The organism is Streptomyces sp. NPDC002817 (assembly GCF_053592055.1).
The window spans coordinates 97,158-115,915 of the sequence record NZ_JBSFUY010000007.1; the positions used below are offsets into that span (position 1 = coordinate 97,158).

Annotated in this window: 17 protein-coding genes; 10 read left to right on the forward strand and 7 right to left on the reverse strand. The window is 72.4% G+C overall.

Annotation, left to right across the window (positions count from 1 at the left end):
- Positions 1–150: 150 nt before the first annotated feature.
- Both ACWD3I_RS15825 and ACWD3I_RS15830 read left to right on the forward strand, forming a co-directional pair.
- Positions 151–1,509 carry a DNA-3-methyladenine glycosylase 2 family protein gene (locus ACWD3I_RS15825; RefSeq protein WP_365394479.1) on the forward strand — a complete coding sequence of 453 codons (1,359 nt, stop codon included), beginning with the start codon at positions 151–153 and terminating at the stop codon, positions 1,507–1,509.
- Positions 1,506–1,988 carry a methylated-DNA--[protein]-cysteine S-methyltransferase gene (locus tag ACWD3I_RS15830; protein WP_365394480.1) on the forward strand — a complete coding sequence of 161 codons (483 nt, stop codon included), beginning with the start codon at positions 1,506–1,508 and terminating at the stop codon, positions 1,986–1,988. Before ACWD3I_RS15825 ends, ACWD3I_RS15830 begins: the two co-directional genes overlap by 4 nt.
- 105 nt (positions 1,989–2,093) lie before the next feature.
- Here ACWD3I_RS15830 and ACWD3I_RS15835 read toward each other — a convergent pair whose 3' ends face one another.
- Positions 2,094–2,474, reverse strand: coding sequence for a PPOX class F420-dependent oxidoreductase (locus tag ACWD3I_RS15835; protein WP_365394481.1), 381 nt, complete (start codon positions 2,472–2,474; stop codon positions 2,094–2,096).
- 67 nt (positions 2,475–2,541) lie between these two features.
- A complete protein-coding gene (locus ACWD3I_RS15840) occupies positions 2,542–3,024 on the reverse strand; it encodes a DUF456 domain-containing protein (RefSeq protein ID WP_365394482.1) in 483 nt (160 codons plus the stop codon).
- Between the two features lie 98 nt (positions 3,025–3,122).
- Here ACWD3I_RS15840 and ACWD3I_RS15845 point away from each other — a divergent pair, with 98 nt between their 5' ends.
- From ACWD3I_RS15845 to ACWD3I_RS15855, 3 genes are all read left to right on the forward strand, one after another.
- Positions 3,123–4,004 (forward strand): hypothetical protein, encoded by an 882-nt coding sequence (locus ACWD3I_RS15845; protein WP_365394483.1) that lies wholly within the window; start codon positions 3,123–3,125, stop codon positions 4,002–4,004.
- 184 nt (positions 4,005–4,188) lie between these two features.
- Complete coding sequence (locus tag ACWD3I_RS15850; RefSeq protein ID WP_365394484.1) at positions 4,189–5,598, forward strand: protein phosphatase 2C domain-containing protein; 1,410 nt, start codon at positions 4,189–4,191, stop codon at positions 5,596–5,598.
- Positions 5,599–5,625: 27 nt separating this feature from the next.
- Positions 5,626–7,368 (forward strand): pyruvate dehydrogenase, encoded by a 1,743-nt coding sequence (locus ACWD3I_RS15855; protein ID WP_365394485.1) that lies wholly within the window; start codon positions 5,626–5,628, stop codon positions 7,366–7,368.
- Here the strand turns inward: ACWD3I_RS15855 and ACWD3I_RS15860 are convergent.
- Positions 7,365–8,750 carry a helix-turn-helix domain-containing protein gene (locus ACWD3I_RS15860; protein ID WP_365394486.1) on the reverse strand — a complete coding sequence of 462 codons (1,386 nt, stop codon included), beginning with the start codon at positions 8,748–8,750 and terminating at the stop codon, positions 7,365–7,367. The two genes, ACWD3I_RS15855 and ACWD3I_RS15860, sit on opposite strands and share 4 nt — an antisense overlap.
- 225 nt (positions 8,751–8,975) lie before the next feature.
- Between ACWD3I_RS15860 and ACWD3I_RS15865 the strand changes: the two genes are divergently transcribed.
- Positions 8,976–9,590, forward strand: coding sequence for a hypothetical protein (locus ACWD3I_RS15865; RefSeq protein ID WP_365394487.1), 615 nt, complete (start codon positions 8,976–8,978; stop codon positions 9,588–9,590).
- 808 nt (positions 9,591–10,398) lie between these two features.
- Positions 10,399–10,851: an ATP-binding protein gene (locus tag ACWD3I_RS15870; RefSeq protein WP_266886467.1), complete on the forward strand. Its 453-nt coding sequence runs from the start codon at positions 10,399–10,401 to the stop codon at positions 10,849–10,851.
- A gap of 90 nt (positions 10,852–10,941) precedes the next feature.
- On the opposite strand, the gene ACWD3I_RS15875 is transcribed toward ACWD3I_RS15870, so the two are convergent.
- Entirely contained in the window at positions 10,942–11,985 is a 1,044-nt protein-coding gene (locus ACWD3I_RS15875) for a DUF2637 domain-containing protein (protein ID WP_365394488.1), read from the reverse strand.
- Positions 11,986–12,290: 305 nt separating this feature from the next.
- The gene (locus ACWD3I_RS15880) at positions 12,291–13,136 is read right to left on the reverse strand and encodes a (2Fe-2S)-binding protein (protein WP_365394489.1); all 846 of its coding nucleotides are present in this window, start codon (positions 13,134–13,136) and stop codon (positions 12,291–12,293) included.
- Between the two features lie 168 nt (positions 13,137–13,304).
- Here ACWD3I_RS15880 and ACWD3I_RS15885 point away from each other — a divergent pair, with 168 nt between their 5' ends.
- The gene (locus tag ACWD3I_RS15885; RefSeq protein ID WP_365394490.1) at positions 13,305–14,189 is read left to right on the forward strand and encodes a GntR family transcriptional regulator; all 885 of its coding nucleotides are present in this window, start codon (positions 13,305–13,307) and stop codon (positions 14,187–14,189) included.
- A 133-nt stretch (positions 14,190–14,322) separates the two neighbouring features.
- On the opposite strand, the gene ACWD3I_RS15890 is transcribed toward ACWD3I_RS15885, so the two are convergent.
- Together ACWD3I_RS15890 and ACWD3I_RS15895 are read right to left on the reverse strand one after the other, a co-directional pair.
- Positions 14,323–15,096 (reverse strand): hypothetical protein, encoded by a 774-nt coding sequence (locus ACWD3I_RS15890; RefSeq protein ID WP_365394491.1) that lies wholly within the window; start codon positions 15,094–15,096, stop codon positions 14,323–14,325.
- A 127-nt stretch (positions 15,097–15,223) separates the two neighbouring features.
- Positions 15,224–16,906 carry a PucR family transcriptional regulator gene (locus ACWD3I_RS15895; RefSeq protein WP_365394492.1) on the reverse strand — a complete coding sequence of 561 codons (1,683 nt, stop codon included), beginning with the start codon at positions 16,904–16,906 and terminating at the stop codon, positions 15,224–15,226.
- Positions 16,907–17,272: 366 nt separating this feature from the next.
- Between ACWD3I_RS15895 and ACWD3I_RS15900 the strand changes: the two genes are divergently transcribed.
- Together ACWD3I_RS15900 and ACWD3I_RS15905 are read left to right on the forward strand one after the other, a co-directional pair.
- Positions 17,273–18,163 carry an FAD binding domain-containing protein gene (locus ACWD3I_RS15900; protein ID WP_361482056.1) on the forward strand — a complete coding sequence of 297 codons (891 nt, stop codon included), beginning with the start codon at positions 17,273–17,275 and terminating at the stop codon, positions 18,161–18,163.
- On the forward strand, positions 18,163–18,756 hold the full coding sequence (locus ACWD3I_RS15905) for a (2Fe-2S)-binding protein (RefSeq protein WP_365394493.1): 594 nt from the start codon (positions 18,163–18,165) through the stop codon (positions 18,754–18,756). Before ACWD3I_RS15900 ends, ACWD3I_RS15905 begins: the two co-directional genes overlap by 1 nt.
- The last annotated feature ends 2 nt before the right edge of the window (positions 18,757–18,758 follow it).

The following is an 18,758-nucleotide window of genomic DNA, read 5'->3' on the forward strand; positions in this document are numbered from 1 at the left end:
GCCTAGGGGGGTGCCTCGCTGTGTCGTCCGGCGGGTGCGGGTGGGCTGTGGCTGGTCGCGCAGTTCCCCGCACCCCTTCGGGGGCGCCTCAGTGCCGTGTCTGAAATCCGCCAGCCGTCTTCTTGTCCAGGCCGCACACTGGACCGTGTGATGGACGAGGACAGCAGGTACGAGGCGGTGCGGAGTCGGGACGGGCGGTTCGACGGGGAGTTCTTCTTCGCCGTCGAGACGACCGGGATCTACTGCCGGCCCAGTTGCCCCGCCGTCACGCCCAAGCGGCGCAACGTGCGGTTCTTCGCGACGGCCGCCGCCGCGCAGGGTTCCGGGTTCCGGGCCTGCCGGCGGTGCCGTCCGGACGCCGTGCCGGGGTCGGCGGAGTGGAACGTACGGGCCGATGTCGTGGGGCGTGCGATGCGGCTGATCGGCGACGGTGTCGTCGACCGGGAGGGCGTCGCCGGTCTCGCGGACCGGCTGGGCTACAGCGCCCGGCAGGTCCAGCGGCAGCTCACCGCGGAACTCGGCGCCGGGCCCGTCGCCCTCGCCCGCGCCCAGCGCTCGCACACGGCACGGGTCCTGCTGCAGACCACGGAGCTGCCGGTCACCCAGATCGCGTTCGCCTCCGGGTTCGCCAGCGTGCGCCAGTTCAACGACACGATCCGCACCGTGTACGCGCAGACCCCGAGCCGGCTGCGCGACGCCGCGCCCGCGTCCCGTCGTACGGCCACCCCGGCGGCCGGGGTGCCGCTGCGGCTCGCCTACCGGGGCCCGTACCGATCGGGCGCCGTCTTCGACCTCCTGGCCGACGAGGCCGTGCCCGGCGTCGAGGAGGTGAGCGGACCGGAGGGGAAGCGCACCTACCGGCGCACGCTGCGGCTGCCGTACGGCACCGGGATCGTCGCCGTCGAGGAGCGGCCGCGCGGCTGGCTCGACGCCCGGCTCCACCTCACCGACCTGCGGGACCTGACGACCGCCGTGCAGCGGCTGCGGCGCCTGTTCGACCTCGACGCCGATCCGTACGCCGTCGACGAACGGCTCGGCGCCGACCCGCGGCTCGCCCCGCTGGTCGCGGCCCGGCCGGGGCTGCGGTCGCCGGGTGCGGCCGACCCGGCGGAGCTGGCGGTACGGGCGCTGGCCGGCCCGGCACAGGCCGCGCGGCTCGTGCAGCGGTACGGCAAGGTGCTCGACGCGCCCTGCGGCAGCCTCACCCACCTCTTCCCCGAACCGGCGGTCCTCGCCGAGGCCGAGCCCGAGGGCCCCCTCGGCGCGCTCACCGCCGCCCTCGCCGACGGCGCCGTCCACCTGGACCCCGGCGCCGACCGCGACGACGCGCAGACCGCGCTGCTCGCCCTGCCCGGCATGGACGCCCGTACCGTCGCCGTCGTCCGAACCCGCGCCCTCGGCGACCCCGACGTGGCCCCGCCCGACCTGAACGCCCCCGACACCTGGCGCCCCTGGCGCTCCTACGCCGTACGACACCTGCGCACCGCAGGGGAGCTGGAGACCCGATGACCACGCACTGGACGACGGCGGACAGCCCCGTCGGCCCGCTCCTCCTCACCGCCGATCCGACCGGCGTGCTGACCTCCCTGTCCGTACCGGACCAGAAGGGCGGCCGCACGGTCCAGGACGGCTGGCTGCACGACCCCGCCCTCTTCCGCGAGGCCGAGGAGCAGCTCACGGCGTACTTCGCCGGTGAGCTGAAGGAGTTCCGGCTGGCGCTGCGGGCCGAGGGCACGCAGTTCCGCGAGCGGGTCTGGGCCGCCCTGGACGACGTCCCCTACGGCGCCACGACGACCTACGGCGAGATCGCCACACGCATCGGGGCGCCCCGGGCCGCGGTACGAGCGGTGGGCGGCGCGATCGGCGCCAACCCCCTGCTGATCGTCAGGCCGTGCCACCGGGTGATCGGTGCGAACGGTTCGCTGACGGGGTACGCGGGCGGCCTGGAACGCAAGACGACCCTGCTGAGCCTGGAGGGTGTCCTCTAAAACCCGGGCGGGCAGTCGCGCCCCAAAGGGGCGCGGGGCTGTATCGATATGCGGCTCCGCCGCGCGGGCGCGACCAGCCCTCACCGGCCCGCAGCGTGACGACGGCTACGACCCCTCCACCGCGTCAAGCCCCCAACTGTGAATCCGCCGAGGACGGATCCGAATGACCTCCTCACTGAAATGCGCCCCCAGCTCGTGCGGCCCCACCAACAGCTCCGCCTCGCCGCGGATGTCGATGCCACGGACGGTCCAGGGCCGAAGACTGACGATGTCGTCGACCACGAGCGCGACCTTCGGGTTCTTCTGCAGGTTGCGCCACTTCTTGCTGCGCCCCATCTCGTAGCCGCCGACCAGGATCGTCCCGTCGTCCTGGGGGAAGAACCCGACCGGGTTGGCCTGCGGCTGCCCCTGGGGAGACACCGTGGCGAGCCGCCCCAGCCGCTGCGACTTCAGATACGCGCGTTCGGCCTCGCTGAATTCGGTCATGCCGCCATCCGAACACGTCCGTCCCGGCGGGCACATCGGCTCCTCGGCCTAGGGCCGCGGCCCTACGTCACCCCCACAGCACCGCTCCCAGCCACGCCCCCATGATCAGCAGGCAGGTGAACAGCTCCGCCAGGACGCTGGAGCCGCCCGAGCGCATGACCGTCCGCAGGGCCGCCCTCGCCTCGCCGTGGCGGCCGAGGCGAAGGCGTTCGTGCAGGTAGATGCCGGCCATGAAGCCCGGGATCGCGCCCACCACGGGGACCAGGAAGAAGCCGAGGAACGCGCCGATCCCGGCGTACACACCCATCCGGGGGGTGGCACCGCTCGTGCGCAGACGGCGGGGCGGCAGCGCCCAGCGCACCACCTGGGACAGGAACAGCACGACGGTGGCCCCCACCAGCACCCACCACGCGACCGGCCGCGGATCCTTCAGCGCCCACCACGAGACCGCGGCCCACACGAGCCACGACCCCGGCAGCCCGGGCACCAGCACTCCGCACAGGCCGAGCAAGAGGACCAGGCCGACCAGCAGGAGGTCCCACACTCCCATGCGTCCAGGGTGCCGGACGGTTGGAGAACCCGCAGGTCAGCCAGGTTCACCCGCGGCTCCCGCCGGGCACCGCCACCGACCACGTCGACCTCCGGTCGATGACCCGTCCAAGCGGACCGACCGGCTGGTTCGGCGAGATCGAGACCGTTACCGCGCCCTTCGAGCGCACCGAGTTCCACACGCCGGGCACCACCGGCTGGGAGCAGGAGGTGTCCAGCAGCTTCCCCTGGGGCGAGTTCATGATCGACCCCGTGCGGACGTACGGGAAGGGGGAGGAGCGGACCGAGGAGTGGTACGGCGGCGTCCTCGCACCGAGCACCCCGCTCCACGCCGACGGCGACCAGGCCCTCGCCGCCGAACGCCAGGGCAACCTGATCGGTGTCGCGCCCGCCTTCTGGGGCGACGGTCAGCACCAGGGCGTGCAGGGCGCCTTCGGCGACATCGGCGGCATGGTGCTGAAGCGGGACGGTGCGACCGTCGGCGACAGTCCCTACCCGTTCGGGGTGTTCGAGGTCCCGGCCGCGGAGTCGGCGTACGAACTCACCCTCACCACCACGAAGTTCGGTTCCCCGGCCCGGGTGTGGCAGCGCTCGACGGCCACCTCGACGACCTGGTCCTTCCGCTCGGCGCTGGACGAGAACGCCTACTCCCAGGGCGTCCCGGTCCTCTTCCCGCGCTACGACCTCCCGGAGGACGGCCTCAAGACGCTCCCGGCGCGCGACGGTCAGCGGATCACGCTCACGGCCAGGGGCCACGCGGGCTATGAGCCCGGGGCGTTGACCTCGGTGAAGCTCGCGTACTCCTTCGACGACGGGGAGACCTGGACCCAGGCGCGGACGTCGAGGAAGGGCACCGTGTGGGAGGCATACGTCGACCACAGCACAGCGACAGGAAAGCAGGTCACACTCAGGGCCGACATGACCGACGCGAACGGCAACTCGGTCAGCCAGACCGTGTCCCGGGCCTACGACGTGCGCTAGCGCGTCAGGGGATCGAAGGCCCGGGTCACCCCGGCGTCGCCGGGCGGTTCTCCCGTGGGGGGTGGAACTGCCCGGCGGCTCTTTTCGTACGGCCGTTCTGTGGATCACCCGCCGTGCACGGCGCGTCGCCGATTTTTCCGGATGCCCCGTTTTCATCCGGCCCGCACGGTGGACAATTAGGGGCATGAGCCAGCAGGGGGGAAGGCCCACCGGTCACGAGGACGACTGGTGGGGTCAGCTGTACGACGACACCGAGGACGCGGGCCCGGCCGCCGCGCCCGACTCGCTGGACGACAGGTTCGCCTCGGCGGCGGGGACGGTGAACACGGGCACGGGGGTTCCGGCGCCGAGGGCGGGCGAGGAGGACACCCCACCGACGAGTTCCCGAGCCCCATGGGAACCGACGCGGGCGGCAACAGGCCCGACGGGCTTCGCGGCGGGCGGCGCGCCGCCGAGGCCCGAGAGCGCCCCGCCCGCACCGCCCGCCGACACCCCGCAAGCGCCGGCGAGCGAGACCCACCCGCCCGCGGAAACACCGGTCGACGCGGCACCCCCGCCCACGGAGACGCCCCCGCAACCACCACCCACCCGCACTCCCACCCGAGTCGACCTCCCCACGCTCCCTCCCGGCCCCCTGGACTTCGTGGGCTCCGGCCCTCCGACCTACGACGCCGAACCCACCGCCCTCCCGCCCGCGGACCCCGACGACCTGGACGACCTGGTCGCCGACACCGTCCTCGACGGCGCCCACTACGGCTCCTGCGTCCTGCGTGCCGCCTCCGTGCGGGGCGACTCCGCCCGCTTCCGGGGCGAACCCCGCCGGGACTCCCTCCTCACCGCCCGCTTCGGCACCGGCGACCACGCCCTGGTCCTCGTCGCGATGGCCACCGGCGCCCGTGCGACCCCCGGCGCCCACCGGGCCGCCGCCGAGGCCTGCCACTGGATCGGCAGGGCCGTCGGCCGCAGCCACGCACGCCTCGCCGAGGACCTCCGCGCCGCCCGCCGCGGCGACCTGAAGTCGGGGCTGCACCGGCTCACCGACCGCAGCCTCGGCAAGCTCCGCGCCAGCGCCACCGAGCAGGGCATCGACCCGGAGGAGTACTCCGCCACCCTGCGCTGCCTGCTCCTGCCGGCCGACACGGACTGCCGTACCCGCGTCTTCTTCGGCGTCGGCGAGGGCGGGCTGTTCCGCCTCAGGGACGGCGAGTGGCAGGACATCGAGCCGCGCGTCCTGGACGTCACCGGCGAACCGGTGGTCGGCTTCGGCTCGCTGCCCGCCGAGACCCCCGAGGGCGACCGCCTCACCATGGACCTCGGCATCCCCACCCCGCCGAGCCCGTACGAGGCCGCCCCCGAGCCGCCCCGCGAACCCTTCCGCTTCCGCGCCTCGGTAGCCCGCCCGGGTGACACGCTCCTGATGTGCAGCGGCGGCCTCGCGGAGCCCCTGCGCGGCGAACCGGAGCTGTGCGAGTACCTCACGGGCCGCTGGTCCGACCCCACCCCACCGGGCCTCGCCGCCTTCCTCGCGGACACCCAGGTGCGGGTCAAGGGCTACGCGGACGACCGTACGGCCGCCGCCGTGTGGGAGGCGTGACGGCGGGGGTTGTGGATTGATGGATCCATGGCCAAGCAGAACGTCGCCGAACAGTTCGTCGACATCCTCGTCCGCGCCGGTGTGGAGCGCCTCTACGGCGTCGTCGGCGACAGCCTCAACCCGGTGGTCGACGCGGTACGCCGTAACGCCGGCATCGACTGGGTGCACGTCCGGCACGAGGAGACCGCCGCGTTCGCCGCCGGCGCCGAGGCGCAGATCACCGGGAAGCTGACCGCCTGCGCGGGCTCCTGCGGTCCCGGCAACCTGCACCTCATCAACGGCCTGTACGACGCCCACCGCTCCATGGCCCCGGTCCTCGCCCTCGCCTCGCACATCCCCTCCGGCGAGATCGGGCTCGGCTACTTCCAGGAGACCCACCCCGACCAGCTGTTCCGCGAGTGCAGCCACTACAGCGAACTCATCTCCAACCCCAAGCAGATGCCGAGGCTGCTCCAGACCGCGATCCAGCACGCGGTCGGCCGCTCCGGCGTCAGTGTCGTCTCGCTCCCCGGTGACATCGCCGACGACCCCGCCCCGGACAAGCCGCTCGAGACCGCCCTCGTCACCTCCCGGCCCACCGTCCGCCCCGGTGACACCGAGATCGACCGGCTCGTCGAGATGATCGACGCGGCCGACAAGGTCACCCTGTTCTGCGGCAGCGGCACCGCCGGCGCGCACACCGAGGTCATGGAGTTCGCGGAGAAGATCAAGTCACCGGTGGGGCACGCGCTGCGGGGCAAGGAGCACATCCAGTACGACAACCCGTACGACGTCGGCATGAGCGGACTGCTCGGCTACGGCGCCGCCTACGAGGCCACCCACGAGTGCGATCTGCTGATCCTCCTCGGCACCGACTTCCCGTACAGCGCGTTCCTCCCCGACGATGTCAAGATCGCCCAGGTCGACGTCCGGCCCGAGCACCTGGGCCGCCGCTCCAAGCTCGACCTCGCCGTGTGGGGCGATGTGAAGGAGACCCTGCGCTGTCTCACCCCACGGGTGCGGGCCAAGCAGAACCGCAAGTTCCTCGACAAGATGCTCAAGAAGCACGCCGACGCGCTGGAAGGCGTCGTCAAGGCGTACACCCGCAAGGTCGACAAGCACGTCCCGATCCACCCCGAGTACGTGGCCTCCGTGCTCGACGAACTCGCCGACGACGACGCCGTGTTCACCGTCGACACCGGCATGTGCAACGTCTGGGCCGCCCGTTACATCTCACCCAACGGCCGCCGCCGGATCATCGGCTCCTTCTCCCACGGCTCGATGGCCAACGCGCTGCCGATGGCGATCGGCGCCCAGTTCGCCGACCGCGGCCGGCAGGTCGTCTCGATGTCCGGCGACGGCGGATTCACCATGCTGATGGGCGACTTCCTGACCCTGGTGCAGTACGACCTGCCCGTGAAGGTCGTCCTCTTCAACAACTCCTCGCTGAGCATGGTCGAGTTGGAGATGCTGGTCGCGGGCCTGCCCTCCTACGGCACCACCAACAAGAACCCCGACTTCGCCGCCGTGGCCCGCGCCTGCGGTGCCCACGGTGTCCGGGTGGAGAAGCCCAAGCAGCTGGCCGGCGCCCTCAAGGACGCCTTCGGACACAAGGGACCCGCCCTCGTCGACGTCGTCACCGACCCCAACGCCCTGTCCGTCCCGCCGAGGATCAGCACCGAGATGGTGACCGGGTTCGCCCTGTCCGCCTCGAAGATCGTGCTCGACGGCGGCGTGGGGCGGATGCTGCAGATGGCGCGGTCCAACCTCCGTAACGTGCCACGGCCCTAGGGAACGTACGGCACCCACTGGCGGCGGGAGGTGTCGTACGAGTAGCGCGGCAGCCCCTTGATGGCACTCGTGCGGAACGGGCTGCCGTGGTCGTCGATACGGACGGTGCCGGTGCGGCCCTGCGAGGACCAGTCCAGTTCGAGGTACCAACTGCAGTCGCAGGCCGCGGTCTTCGCGGTGACCAGCAGCACCTCCGGATCCTCCGCGGAGACGCGGTAGGGCAGCTGGATCGCGGGGATGGGGCCCTCGGGGTCACCACCGGGTTCCGCGTGGGCGACGGGGCGGTCGGCGTCCAGGTCGACGGAGAAGAACCGAGGAGTGAGGGCTCCGCCGCAGCCGTTGTCCATGGCATAGGAATTGCCCTCCAACGGCGCCGCACGTCCGACGACGCGCACACGGAGGGCTTCGAGCACCACCGCCGTGGAGTTCCGGCCCTGCACCGAGATCTGCACGTTGGTGTCACGGCCGTGCCGGGCGTCCTGCGCCGCCGCCCAGACCGCGGCGTCCTGGGCGGTCGGGGGCGGCGGCACCTGCGCGGGCGGCGCGGCGACCACGTAGTCGTGGCCGCAGCCCTGGTTCCAGGCATGGGAGTTGACGGTCCAGGTCAGGGGCACGGCGGCGCCCGGACCCGCCCCTCCCGTGGGACTGTCGCCGGTGACCGAGCCGGACGGGGCGGGGGTACGGCCGCCGGGGGAGGCGGGCGGCGAGGTCCGGTCCGGCGAGGGCGAGGCACTGTCCTTCGGCTTCTTCGACGTGCCGGGGCCCGGGGATTCGGGAGCGGCCGAACTCGTACGGCCGGGATCGGTGGGGCGTACGGCGTCGGCGGACGAGGAGCGGTCGTTCGACAGGGCGGACAGGCCGGCGAGGGTGGCGGCGGACGCGACGGCGACGGCCGTCGTCACCAGGATCCGCCGACGGCGGTACCAGGGGAGCGGGGCGGGAGGGGCGCCCAGGTTCGTGACCGTCTCGGCCTCCGGCACCGGCTCCGGCTCGGCCTCCGGCTGGGCTTCCGGCACCGGCACCGGCACCGGCACCGGCACCGGCTCGGGATCAGGAGCGGGCGCGGAAGCGGGCGCGGGATCAGGAGCGGGCTCGGCCCCCGCCACCGGTGTGCGCGGCCGCTGCCGTGCCGCCACCGCCGGCAGCCACAGCCGGTGCAGCTCCAGCCGTTCCTCCGCCGTCGCCCCGCACAATGCGGCGAAGCGCTCCACGGGGGCGAAGTCGAGAGGGACCGCGTCCCCCGCGCAGTAGCGGTGCAGCGTCGAGGTGTTCATGTGCAGACGCCGGGCCAGCTGGCCGTAGCTGCGGTCCGTGCGTTCCTTCAGCCGCGTGAGCAGAGCCGCGAATTCCGCGACCTCGTTCACGCCGTCCCGTTCCGACAACGTTCCCCCTGTGTCTCCCGGACCGGTGCCCCCATCCCAGGCACCCCATATACCTGCACGTCAGACGGGCTGGGATGGTTCCACCATGGCGGATCGGGCGCCGGCTGTTGCGCAGGCCGCCTGTGACGGCTGATGCTTTTGGTGTCGCACCGACCGGGCCGGACCGACCATCCGCCGTCGGCGGCATTCCACATCCAAGCACTCACTCGTACACGGGGGACACCCATGCCCAAGCGCACCCGAGCCGGCGCACTCTTCGCCGTCGCCGTCACGGGCCTCGCCCTCGGCGCGACGCTCGCCGCACCGGCGGACGCCGCACCGCAGACCGCGCCGAAATTCCTGTCGGCGGCCGAACTGCCGCCGCACCCCTCATCCGCCTGGAAGGCGGGCAAGGTCACCGACGGCGTCCCGGACGAACTTCTGAGCTGTCTGCGGGAGACGATGCCGGGCTACGACTCCCGGTACCGCTCGTTCACCACCGAGCTGGAGACCAACGCCCAGCAGCTCACGATCGTCGTCGGCAGCACCGCCAAGGCCAAGGCCCTCGCCGACCGCCTGAACAAGGACATGCGCAACTGCGCCACGCGCATCGAGCAGGCCGACCCGGAGATCGACGCCACGTACAAGAACTACGGCACGCTGCCGGTGGAGGAGGGCGCCCGCGTCCACGGTCTGCACACCTCCGCCTCCTGGGGCGCCTCCGACATCCATCTGCTGTCGGTCGGCCGGGACGGGCGGACCGTCACCGTCGTGCAGTGGGGGCAGATGGGCGACTTCGACGACGCACCGGTGAAGGCGTTCAAGAAGACGACCACCACCGCGGTCAACAAGCTCCACTGAGACCAACCGAAGAAGCGGAGCCGCCCTCCTGCGACGGGGGTACGGGAGGGCGGCTCCCGCTGTGTGACATCAGGTGCGCAGGCGGCGAGTTCAGGCCAGTTTCCACGGCGGGCAGAGTACCGCTCCGCCCAGGGCGTCCAGGAACAGCCGCCCCATGGCTTCGCCGGCTACGACCGGATCGGCAGCCCGCACTGGACGATGGGTGCGAGGCCCTGCGGTCACCCTGTCGCCGCAGTGCGCAGACCCGGAGCCGGATCGGACCACCGGGTCGGCCGCGGCCCGAGAGGGCGGATGCACCGCCTCGCCTCCGCCAACCGGCACACCACGGTCCGCGGGCGTACGCCTCCCCGGGGACGCCTGTGAGTGCGCGGACCGCTGTGCGCAGGAGAGGGCCGGGGCGGCGCGGATCGTGAGCCCCTTCGTGGCCATCAACCGGAACCTCCGCGTCGACCAGCGGTTTCCCCGCGCTTCGCGGTGGGCGCGGCCGTCGGGCGCCGAGCAGCACATGCCACCCGCCGGAACCACCGGCACGCCCGCCCCCCACCGGTCGCTCCGTACGAGCGCCCCCACCGCGCACTCGCGTCCCACCATCCTCGGCGCCCGCCGTCCCGCGCGCCCCCGCCCGGGGCACGGCCACCCCTGCTCCGGCGCGGCCCAACAGTGGCCGAACACCTGGTCGTTGACGATTCGACATGACTGCCGCGTGCCCGACGGGGCATGGATCCCGTGAACGTGTTCGAGCAGGAGGGGAACCGACATCGGCACGCGGGCGGGGGTCATGAAGAGGCAGGCGCGAGGAGGCGGTCCCATGGCGATCGGGGCCTTCTCGGCACAGACGGTGGAGGACGTGGCCGCGGGCGCCGGGGATCAGGCGCAGGCGTCTCAGCTCAGGCGCAGACTCGGGAAGGCGGACCTGCGGGCGGTGCCCGAAGTCCGCAGAGCGCTGCGGGAGTTGTTACGACAATGGGGGAGGCCGGGGCGATCGGACATAGCGGAGCTGCTCACCAGTGAGCTCGTGACCAACGCGCTCATCCACACCGACCACGACGCGGTTCTGACGGCCACCGTCGGACCCGGTGGACTCAGGGTCGAGGTACGGGACTTCGTGGCCCGCCGGCCCAGACTGCGCGTACCGAACGCCGACGACGGTACGCACGGCCGGGGCCTGGTCCTCGTCCAGTCCCTCGCGGACGCGTGGGGCGTGCGGGCGCACGGGGTGGGCAAGGCGGTGTGGTTCGAACTCGACGCCGGGACCGCATGACATCGCAGCCGGACGACACCGGTGTCCCATGACGAACGGGAGGGGGGTACGGCCGTGAAGCCGTACCCCCCTCCCGTGATGCCCGAAGGCCTAGCCGAACTGCTGCTCGAGGTCCTTGAGCTTGCGCTCCAGGGAGTCGAGTCGCGGCAGGGCCATGGTGTCGTCCTCGGCGGTGAGGTCGACGGTGATGGGGTCAGTACCCTTGCGGACGGGCTGCAGGGACGGCCGTGAGCGTACGGGCAGTTGCTCCGGCGTCGATATGGCAGGCTCCGCGGAGACCACGTCGGAGCCCCGCTCCAGGGCCTGGGCCTCGCCCGGCCGGCCGCCACCGCGGCCGATGAATCCGCGGTGACCGCGGCTGATGGCCTTGAGCTGGGCGCGCTCCATGCGCTCCTTGTCGCGGCGGCGCAGTCGGGCGGTCTCCTTCTGGCGCTTGTCCTCGCGGACCTCGTCGACCGCCTCGTCCAGGCTGCGCACGTTCTCCAGCAGCATCAGCGACCAGGCCCTGTAGGTCTCGCGAGGGGCCCGCAGCCAGCGGACGATGCGGATCTGCGGCAGCGGACGCGGCACCAGACCCTGCTCGCGCAGGGCGGCCCGGCGGGTCTGCTTCAGTGCGCGGTCGAAGAGGACGGCCGCGGAAAGGGACATGCCGGCGAAGAAGTGCGGGGCGCCCGCGTGGCTGAGGCCCCGGGGCGCGTGCACCCAGTTGAACCAGGCAGCGGCGCCCGCGAACGTCCACACGAGTATCCGGGAGCCGAGGGCCGCGTCACCGTGGCTGGCCTCGCGCACCGCGAGGACGGAGCAGAACATCGCCGCGCCGTCCAGGCCGAACGGCACCAGGTACTGCCAGCCGTTGTCCAGGCCCAGGTTCTGCTCACCGAAGCCGACCAGGCCCTTGAAGGAGAGTGCGGCCGCGACGGCGGCGCAGCAGAACAGGAGTACATAGGAGGCCGTTCCGTATATGGCTTCCTTGCGCCTGCGGCGCTCCTCGCTGCGCTCCCAGGAGTCCTCGGTCTTGGCGTGCTCCCCGGCGGACCGCTTGCCGCGCGCCAGCACCGCTACCGCCGCCAGCATGCCCAGGAGCAGTACGGCGCCCGGAAGCAACCAGTTCAGCGATATGTCGGTCAGTCTCATCTGGGGTCCCTTGCATTGGGATAGGGCGTGTAACGCCCGCCATAGTGGCCCAATCCCACTGGCCCTCAGGGGGTTTCGGGGCAAGAGGCCGCCAAGGAGGTGCAAGGGAATGCCCAGGGCGGCGTTCTGCTCGAACTGCCGCGTGAGGGGCGGGAGTTGAGTTCGAATAAGACTACCCGTACGGGTGGTTCCACGGAAAGTTCCTGCGCCAGGTGAGGAAATTGTGAATCGCCTGTAACCGAGTGGCAGCCCTGTTCGCGGATGATCTTACGGGACGTCCGCTCGCACCCGCGCCTGAGGGGTCCTCAACTGGCGGCTTCGGCCAGGAGCTTGACGACACGGTCGGCGTCGCAGGTGCGCGGGCAGGTGGCGCAGGTGTCCTCGGGCTCCAGTGTGTAGTACATGCAGCAGCTGGCCCGGTCCCGGGTGGGCAGCGCCTCGCCGCGCGGTCCCGTCAGCTGCCGAAAGGCCGCCGCGCCGACGTACGGCTTCGTCGAGCCCGGCAGCAGCAGCTCCAGCTCCCGCTGGGCCCGCGCCTGCTCGCTCTCGCCGAGCAACTGGGCGACGTACCAGAGCCCCTCGACGATCTCGTCGGTCACCATGCCCCACAGCGCGCGCCCGCGCCGCCGCATCCGCGGCCCGAACCCGCCGAGCACGGGCTCCAGGTGCTCGGCGATCGCTTCCCGCACCTCGGCCCGCAGCGCCTCCTCGTCGGGGACGACGCGGGCGCCGGGCAGCGCGGCGGCGGGATCGCCGGGCAGACAGGTGAAGGCGCCGGTCCGCACGGCGAACGCCATCGGTCCCTCGCTCCGGTCGTACGAGACATGCGTCACGGGGAAGCGCGGCACCCGGCGCTGCAGGAACCACGGCGCGGTGATCAGCAGACAGGCGGGCCAGGCGTACCGGTGCAGCCCGAAGCTCGCTATGACATCCGGGCGTCCGCTGCGCCCGTGGTCCCGCAGCACCTGTGCGTCGTCCCACGCGAGAAAGGCGTCGAGGCCGGCTCCGCCCTCCGCGAGCGAGGTGGCGGTGACCCAGCCGCCGCCCCGGGGGGCCGGGTCCGCACTGTCCAGCTCCGCGACGGTGAGTCCCGGGAAAGCCTCGGTCAGACGGTTGTAGGCGTCAGTGAGGGCCGAGGTGCGCACGGTCATGCGGGGACCACCGATCCAAGACAGTTGTACGACTGTTTTGAAGGTAAGCCTAACCTTACCCAAGATCGCCGGGATTTGAACCCGGGGCTTCTGCGCCTAAGGTGCTTGACGGACGAGTAACAACCCGCCGTAATGACCCCAAGTACCGACACGTCCGGAGGAGGACCCGTGAAGCCGAGCGCGCAGGGCTCCACCGGGACGGGGGTTCCACCGGCGGTACGTGTACCGCCGCAGCTCACGGCGGCGAGGGGCGAGCACACGCACGGCGAGCGGCCCCGTCCCGAGCCGGCCGTACCTCCGGCCGGTGCGGCGCGGCCGCGCCCCGAGGGCTGTGTGCCGGAGCCCCGTACCGAGCGCACGCGCACCGACGACGCCGTCGCCCCGCAGGTCCGTGCCGACCGGCCCCCCGCCGAGCCGCCCGTCCGGCCCGTCGTGCAGCGGGCCTCCGTGCGCGGGCAGATCCTCGACGCGCTGCGGACCGCGCTGGTCTCCGGTGAGCTGATGCCCGGTGAGGTCTACTCGGCGCCCGTTCTCGGTGACCGCTTCGGGGTGTCCGCGACGCCGGTCCGTGAGGCCATGCAGCAGCTCGCGCTCGAGGGCGCCGTCGAGGTCGTGCCCAACCGCGGGTTCCGGGTCGTGGAGCGGGGGGCGCGGGAGCTGGGTGAGCTGGCCGAGGTGCGTGCGCTGATCGAGGTGCCGGTGATGCTGCGGCTGGCGCGAACCGTGACGGTCGAGCGGTGGGCCGAGTTGCGGCCGCTCGCCGAGGCTTCGGTGCGGGCCGCGTCCACCGGGAGCCGGGCGGCGTACGCCGAGTCCGACCGCGCCTTCCACCGCGCGGTCCTCGCCCTCGCCGGCAACGACCAGCTCGTCCAGATCGCCGACGACCTCCACCGCCGCGCCCAGTGGCCCCTCGTCGGCGCCCCCACCTCCCGCGGCCGCGCGGAACTCGTGGCGGACGCGGCGGAACACACCGCGCTGCTGGACGCGTTGATCGCCGGGGACGTGGATGTGGTGCGGGTGCTGGTGGGCGAACACTTCACGGGCGCGAGCTGAGGCTTTTCCTCGCCCGCGCTCCTCAAACGCCTTGAGGGCCGAAGCGGGGGTCTGGGGGCGCAGCCCCCAGGGACGGGACGGGTAGGGGCGGCGGGGGCGAGGAAAACCCCGCGGTCACCGCCGCCCGTACGTCTCAGGCCGTGGCCGCCGGTGGTGGTGCCAACTGCTCGGACAGCCACGTCGGTACCCCGCCCAGCAGACGGAACAACCGCCGAGCCTCCTCCCGCAACCGCGAGGCCTCCGGCTCGACTTCCGCGTCCGCCAGGGAGGCCAGCGCCGGGGCCGTGCCGACCAGATACCCCAACTCCTCACGGATCCGCAGGGATTCGGCGAAGCCGTGCCGGGCCTCGGCCAACTCGCCGTCCCGCAGCGCGAGTCCGGCGAGGTGGCGCCAGGTGAAGGACAGCAGCAGGGGATCGGCGTGAGCCACCGCACCCGCGTGCGCCCTCCGGTACGCCGCCCGCGCCGACTGCGGCGAACGCGCCAGGTTCTCCGCCAGCAACCCCCGCCGGAAGTCCAGCAGGGCCCGCCCCGCCGCCCCCGGAGGGATCAACGCGGCCGCCCGCCCCAGCGCCGCCCGCGCCTCGTCGGCCCGGTCCCGCACCCCGTGCAGCGTGGCGGCATACGCAAGGTGCCCGCGTTCACAAGCGGCCGCGCCCCGCTCCTCGTCGGTGTGCGCCAGCGCCTCCGCGATCCGCAGCGCGTCCTCGGCGTCCTGCCACCCCTGTTCGGTGTAGAGACATCGCTCGACCAGCAAGGACGCCCGTTGCAGCGCGAATCCCGCCTCCACCGGCTGGAGCAGCGCCGCTGCGTCGACCCAGCACGCGCGTGAGCGCAGCCGCCATACCGCGGTCTGGAGTGGATCGTCAGGGGTCGTTCCGTTACCAGACATGGCGGTATACGCCACCTCGCCCTCCCCGGCACACCATTGAGCTGTTGAGTGGTGGCCGCATCTCAGCACGAATTCCGTGGCCCGGCCAAGGGGGTGGGTGAAGGATTTCACAAAGTCGTGGGTTACCTGGCCCCGCCAGGTTTCAGCTCATCCGCAGTGCCAGGAAGAAATCCAGCTTGTCCTCCAGCCTCGACAGGTCACGACTCGTCAACTGCTCGATTCGCCCCACCCGGTAGCGCAGCGTGTTGACGTGCAGGTGGAGACGGGTCGCGCACCGCGTCCACGAACCGTCGCAGTCGAGGAAGGCCTCGAGGGTCGGGATCAGTTCCGCGCGGTGGCGGCGGTCGTAGTCGCGCAGCGGGTCCAGCAGCCGCGCGGTGAAGGCTCTGCGGACGTCGTCCGGCACGAAGGGCAGCAGGAGGACGTGCGAGGCCAGTTCCTGGTGGCCCGCCGCACACACCCGGCCCGGCCGCGCCGCCGCCACCCGTCGGGCGTGCCGCGCCTCCTCCAGCGCGCCCCGCAACCCCTCCGCCGAGTGCACTGCCGCGCTGACGCCCAGTGTGACCCGGCCGTCGTCGTCCAGACCGGCGCCGAGGGGGTCCCGTACGGACTCCAGGAGCACATCGGCGAGGATCCCCGCCTCCGAGCCGTCGTGCTCGGTCGACACCGCCGGCAGCGGGACGAGCGCGATGGCCTCGTCACCCGTGTGGGCCACGGCGATGCGGTCGGAGTGCTCGGGCCCGGCGGACAGCGGGTCGACCAGGATCTCCTCGAGCAGCGACTGGGCGACCGCGCCGCTCTCGATCTCCCCGGCGGTCCCGCCGTCCCACTCGACGCGGGCCACGACGACCTGCCAGTGCGGGGCCGCCCCGAGCCCGGGCAGCAGCACCGGCGCGGCGACCCGGAGGCGCGCGGCGATCTCGGCGGGCGCGGCACCCGTCTGGACCAGCTCCAGGACCTCCTGGGCCAGACGGCGGCGGACCGTGCGCGCCGCGTCCCTGCGGTCCCGTTCGACCGAGATCAGCTGGGTGACGCCCTGGAGCAGGTCCAGGCGCTCCTCGGGCCAGTCCCCGGCGTCCGCCTCGACGGCCAGCAGCCAGTCCGACAGGACCGTCTCGCGCACGTCCCGCGAGGCCTGCGGGGAGCGGCCGCTGCTGCGGACCGGGAAGAGCGAGTACGTCGTCGAGCCGAGCGGCAGCCGGTGCGGTCCGCGGCGGCCCGTGCGGGCGGCCGCCAGGTGCTCCGCGGCGAGCTTGGCGCAGATGTCGGCGGGCAGCGCCGGGCCCGTGGTCTTCGAGCCCGCGATCAGCCGCCCGGTCGGCGACAGCACCCACGCCCGCAGGTCCAGGTCCGAGCCCAGCAGGTCCAGGACGACGTCCGGGCCGCCGCCCGCCGGGCCCGAGGTCATCATCCGGCGGTGCCGGTCCACGACCGCCGCGAGATCCCCGGCGCGCTCGCCGGACACCTGCCGTACGACATGCTCGGTGATCGTCGCGAACGCCACCGACTCGTGCACCGCGAACAGCGGGAGCCGGTTGCGGGCACAGGCCAGCACGAGGTCGTCCGGCACATCGCCCAGCTCGGCCTCACCAGCGGCCAGCGCGGCCACCCCGGCCTGCACCAGGATCCGTACGAACGCCTCGGAGTCCTCGGCGTCCCGGCGCCAGGCCAGGCCCGTCAGGACCAGCTCCCCGCCCGAGAGATAGCGGCTCGGGTCACGGAGGTCGGTGGTCATCACACCCCGCACGGTGCGATCCAGCTCGTCCTCGCCGCCGAGCAGCCGCAGGCCCAGCGCGTCGGTGTCCAGCAGTGCGCGCAGCCGCATTCTCGTCGCCGCCGATCTTTGTCTCGAAATCTACGATGAACTTTGAGGGTCTTGTGGTGACAGAGGCCCGCCAGGCGGGCTGAGGGCACGTCTCCCGGCCTTCCGGGCTGTGTCCCAGGTCACGCGCACTGTGTCGCGCGTTTCCACAGGAAAACATGGAGGTTACTGAGGACCCCCGTTCATACGAATCTACAAGATGCCTGCCCCGACCAGCCAACTCCTTCAGAGTTTCCGTGACTGACCCCGTCGGAGCACGCCGCTGTGTACTGAGCCCACTCCGCGTAAACAGCACATGAACGAGCCCGTCCCGCCGCACACGGTTTGGCTCGATCCGTACGACCCACGAGACGCAGAAGAGAGCCGGTCATGGACTTCCTTCGCCCCGCCAGCTGGGAGGAGGCGCTCGCCGCCAAGGCTGAGCACCCCACCGCTGTGCCCATTGCGGGCGGCACCGATGTGATGGTCGAGATCAACTTCGACCACCGGCGGCCCGAGTACCTGCTCGACCTGAACCGGATCACCGACCTCACCGAGTGGGAGGTCGGCGAGGAGAGTGTCCGGCTGGGTGCCTCCGTCCCGTACACCGCGATCATGGAGAACCTGCGCGGCGAGCTCCCGGGCCTGGCACTCGCCTCGCACACGGTCGCCTCCCCGCAGATCCGCAACCGCGGCGGCGTCGGCGGCAACCTCGGTACCGCCTCCCCGGCCGGCGACGCCCACCCCGCCCTGCTGGCGGCCGGCGCCGAGGTCGAGGTCGAGTCGGTGCGCGGCTCGCGCCTGATCCCGATCGACGCGTTCTACACCGGCGTGAAGCGCAACGCGCTCGCCGCCGACGAGCTGATCCGCGCGGTCCACATCAAGAAGGCCGACGGCCCGCAGCAGTACTCGAAGGTCGGTACGCGCAACGCCATGGTCATCGCGGTGTGCGCCTTCGGCCTCGCGCTGCACCCCGAGACCCGCACCGTCCGCACCGGCATCGGTTCGGCGGCGCCCACCCCCGTCCGGGCCAAGGCCGCGGAGGAGTTCCTGAACGCGGCGCTCGCGGAGGGCGGCTTCTGGGACAACGGAAAGATCATCACCCCGTCGGTCGCCAAGCAGTTCGCGGACCTGTGCTCCGGCGCCTGCAACCCGATCGACGACGTCCGGGGCACGGCGAGCTACCGCCGCCACGCGGTCGGCATCATGGCCCGCCGCACGCTGACCTGGGCCTGGGAGTCGTACCGCGGCACCGCCGCCGGCACGGAGGGAGTCGCGTAATGCGCGTCAATTTCACGGTCAACGGCCGTCCGCAGGAAGCCGACGACGTCTGGGAGGGCGAGAGCCTGCTCTACGTCCTGCGTGAGCGCCTGGGCCTGCCCGGCTCCAAGAACGCCTGCGAGCAGGGCGAGTGCGGCTCCTGCACGGTCCGTCTGGACGGCGTGCCGGTGTGTTCGTGTCTGGTCGCCGCCGGTCAGGTCGAGGGCCGCGAGGTCGTCACCGTCGAGGGACTGGCGGACTTCGCCAAGCAGCGCGCCGAGCACGGCGGTTGCGCGAGTGGTGCCTGCGGTACGTCGGGTACGTCCGTCCAGGACGCCCGGCAGTGGGCGGCGAAGGGCCAGGACTCGCAGACCGGCGAGGGCACCGAACTCTCCCCGATCCAGCAGGCGTTCATCGACGCCGGAGCCGTCCAGTGCGGCTTCTGCACCCCGGGTCTGCTGGTCGCCGCCGACGAGATGCTGGAGCGCATCCCCAACCCCGGCGACGCGGACATCCGCGAGGCCCTGTCGGGCAACCTGTGCCGCTGCACCGGCTACGAGAAGATCATGGACGCGGTCCGCCTCGCGGCCGCCCGGCAGGGAGAGGCGGTCTGACC

Excerpts from the sequence above, each read along its gene's own strand:
- ACWD3I_RS15865 (WP_365394487.1), top strand. The coding sequence starts at position 8,976 with ATGCCCAAGCGCACCCGAGCCGGCGCACTCTTCGCCGTCGCCGTCACG.
- ACWD3I_RS15825 (WP_365394479.1), top strand. The coding sequence starts at position 151 with ATGGACGAGGACAGCAGGTACGAGGCGGTGCGGAGTCGGGACGGGCGG.
- ACWD3I_RS15840 (WP_365394482.1), bottom strand. The coding sequence starts at position 3,024 with ATGGGAGTGTGGGACCTCCTGCTGGTCGGCCTGGTCCTCTTGCTCGGC.
- ACWD3I_RS15895 (WP_365394492.1), bottom strand. The coding sequence starts at position 16,906 with ATGCGGCTGCGCGCACTGCTGGACACCGACGCGCTGGGCCTGCGGCTG.
- ACWD3I_RS15900 (WP_361482056.1), top strand. The coding sequence starts at position 17,273 with ATGGACTTCCTTCGCCCCGCCAGCTGGGAGGAGGCGCTCGCCGCCAAG.
- ACWD3I_RS15850 (WP_365394484.1), top strand. The coding sequence starts at position 4,189 with ATGAGCCAGCAGGGGGGAAGGCCCACCGGTCACGAGGACGACTGGTGG.
- ACWD3I_RS15880 (WP_365394489.1), bottom strand. The coding sequence starts at position 13,136 with ATGACCGTGCGCACCTCGGCCCTCACTGACGCCTACAACCGTCTGACC.
- ACWD3I_RS15855 (WP_365394485.1), top strand. The coding sequence starts at position 5,626 with ATGGCCAAGCAGAACGTCGCCGAACAGTTCGTCGACATCCTCGTCCGC.
- ACWD3I_RS15830 (WP_365394480.1), top strand. The coding sequence starts at position 1,506 with ATGACCACGCACTGGACGACGGCGGACAGCCCCGTCGGCCCGCTCCTC.
- ACWD3I_RS15905 (WP_365394493.1), top strand. The coding sequence starts at position 18,163 with ATGCGCGTCAATTTCACGGTCAACGGCCGTCCGCAGGAAGCCGACGAC.
- ACWD3I_RS15835 (WP_365394481.1), bottom strand. The coding sequence starts at position 2,474 with ATGACCGAATTCAGCGAGGCCGAACGCGCGTATCTGAAGTCGCAGCGG.
- ACWD3I_RS15875 (WP_365394488.1), bottom strand. The coding sequence starts at position 11,985 with ATGAGACTGACCGACATATCGCTGAACTGGTTGCTTCCGGGCGCCGTA.
- ACWD3I_RS15845 (WP_365394483.1), top strand. The coding sequence starts at position 3,123 with ATGACCCGTCCAAGCGGACCGACCGGCTGGTTCGGCGAGATCGAGACC.
- ACWD3I_RS15870 (WP_266886467.1), top strand. The coding sequence starts at position 10,399 with ATGGCGATCGGGGCCTTCTCGGCACAGACGGTGGAGGACGTGGCCGCG.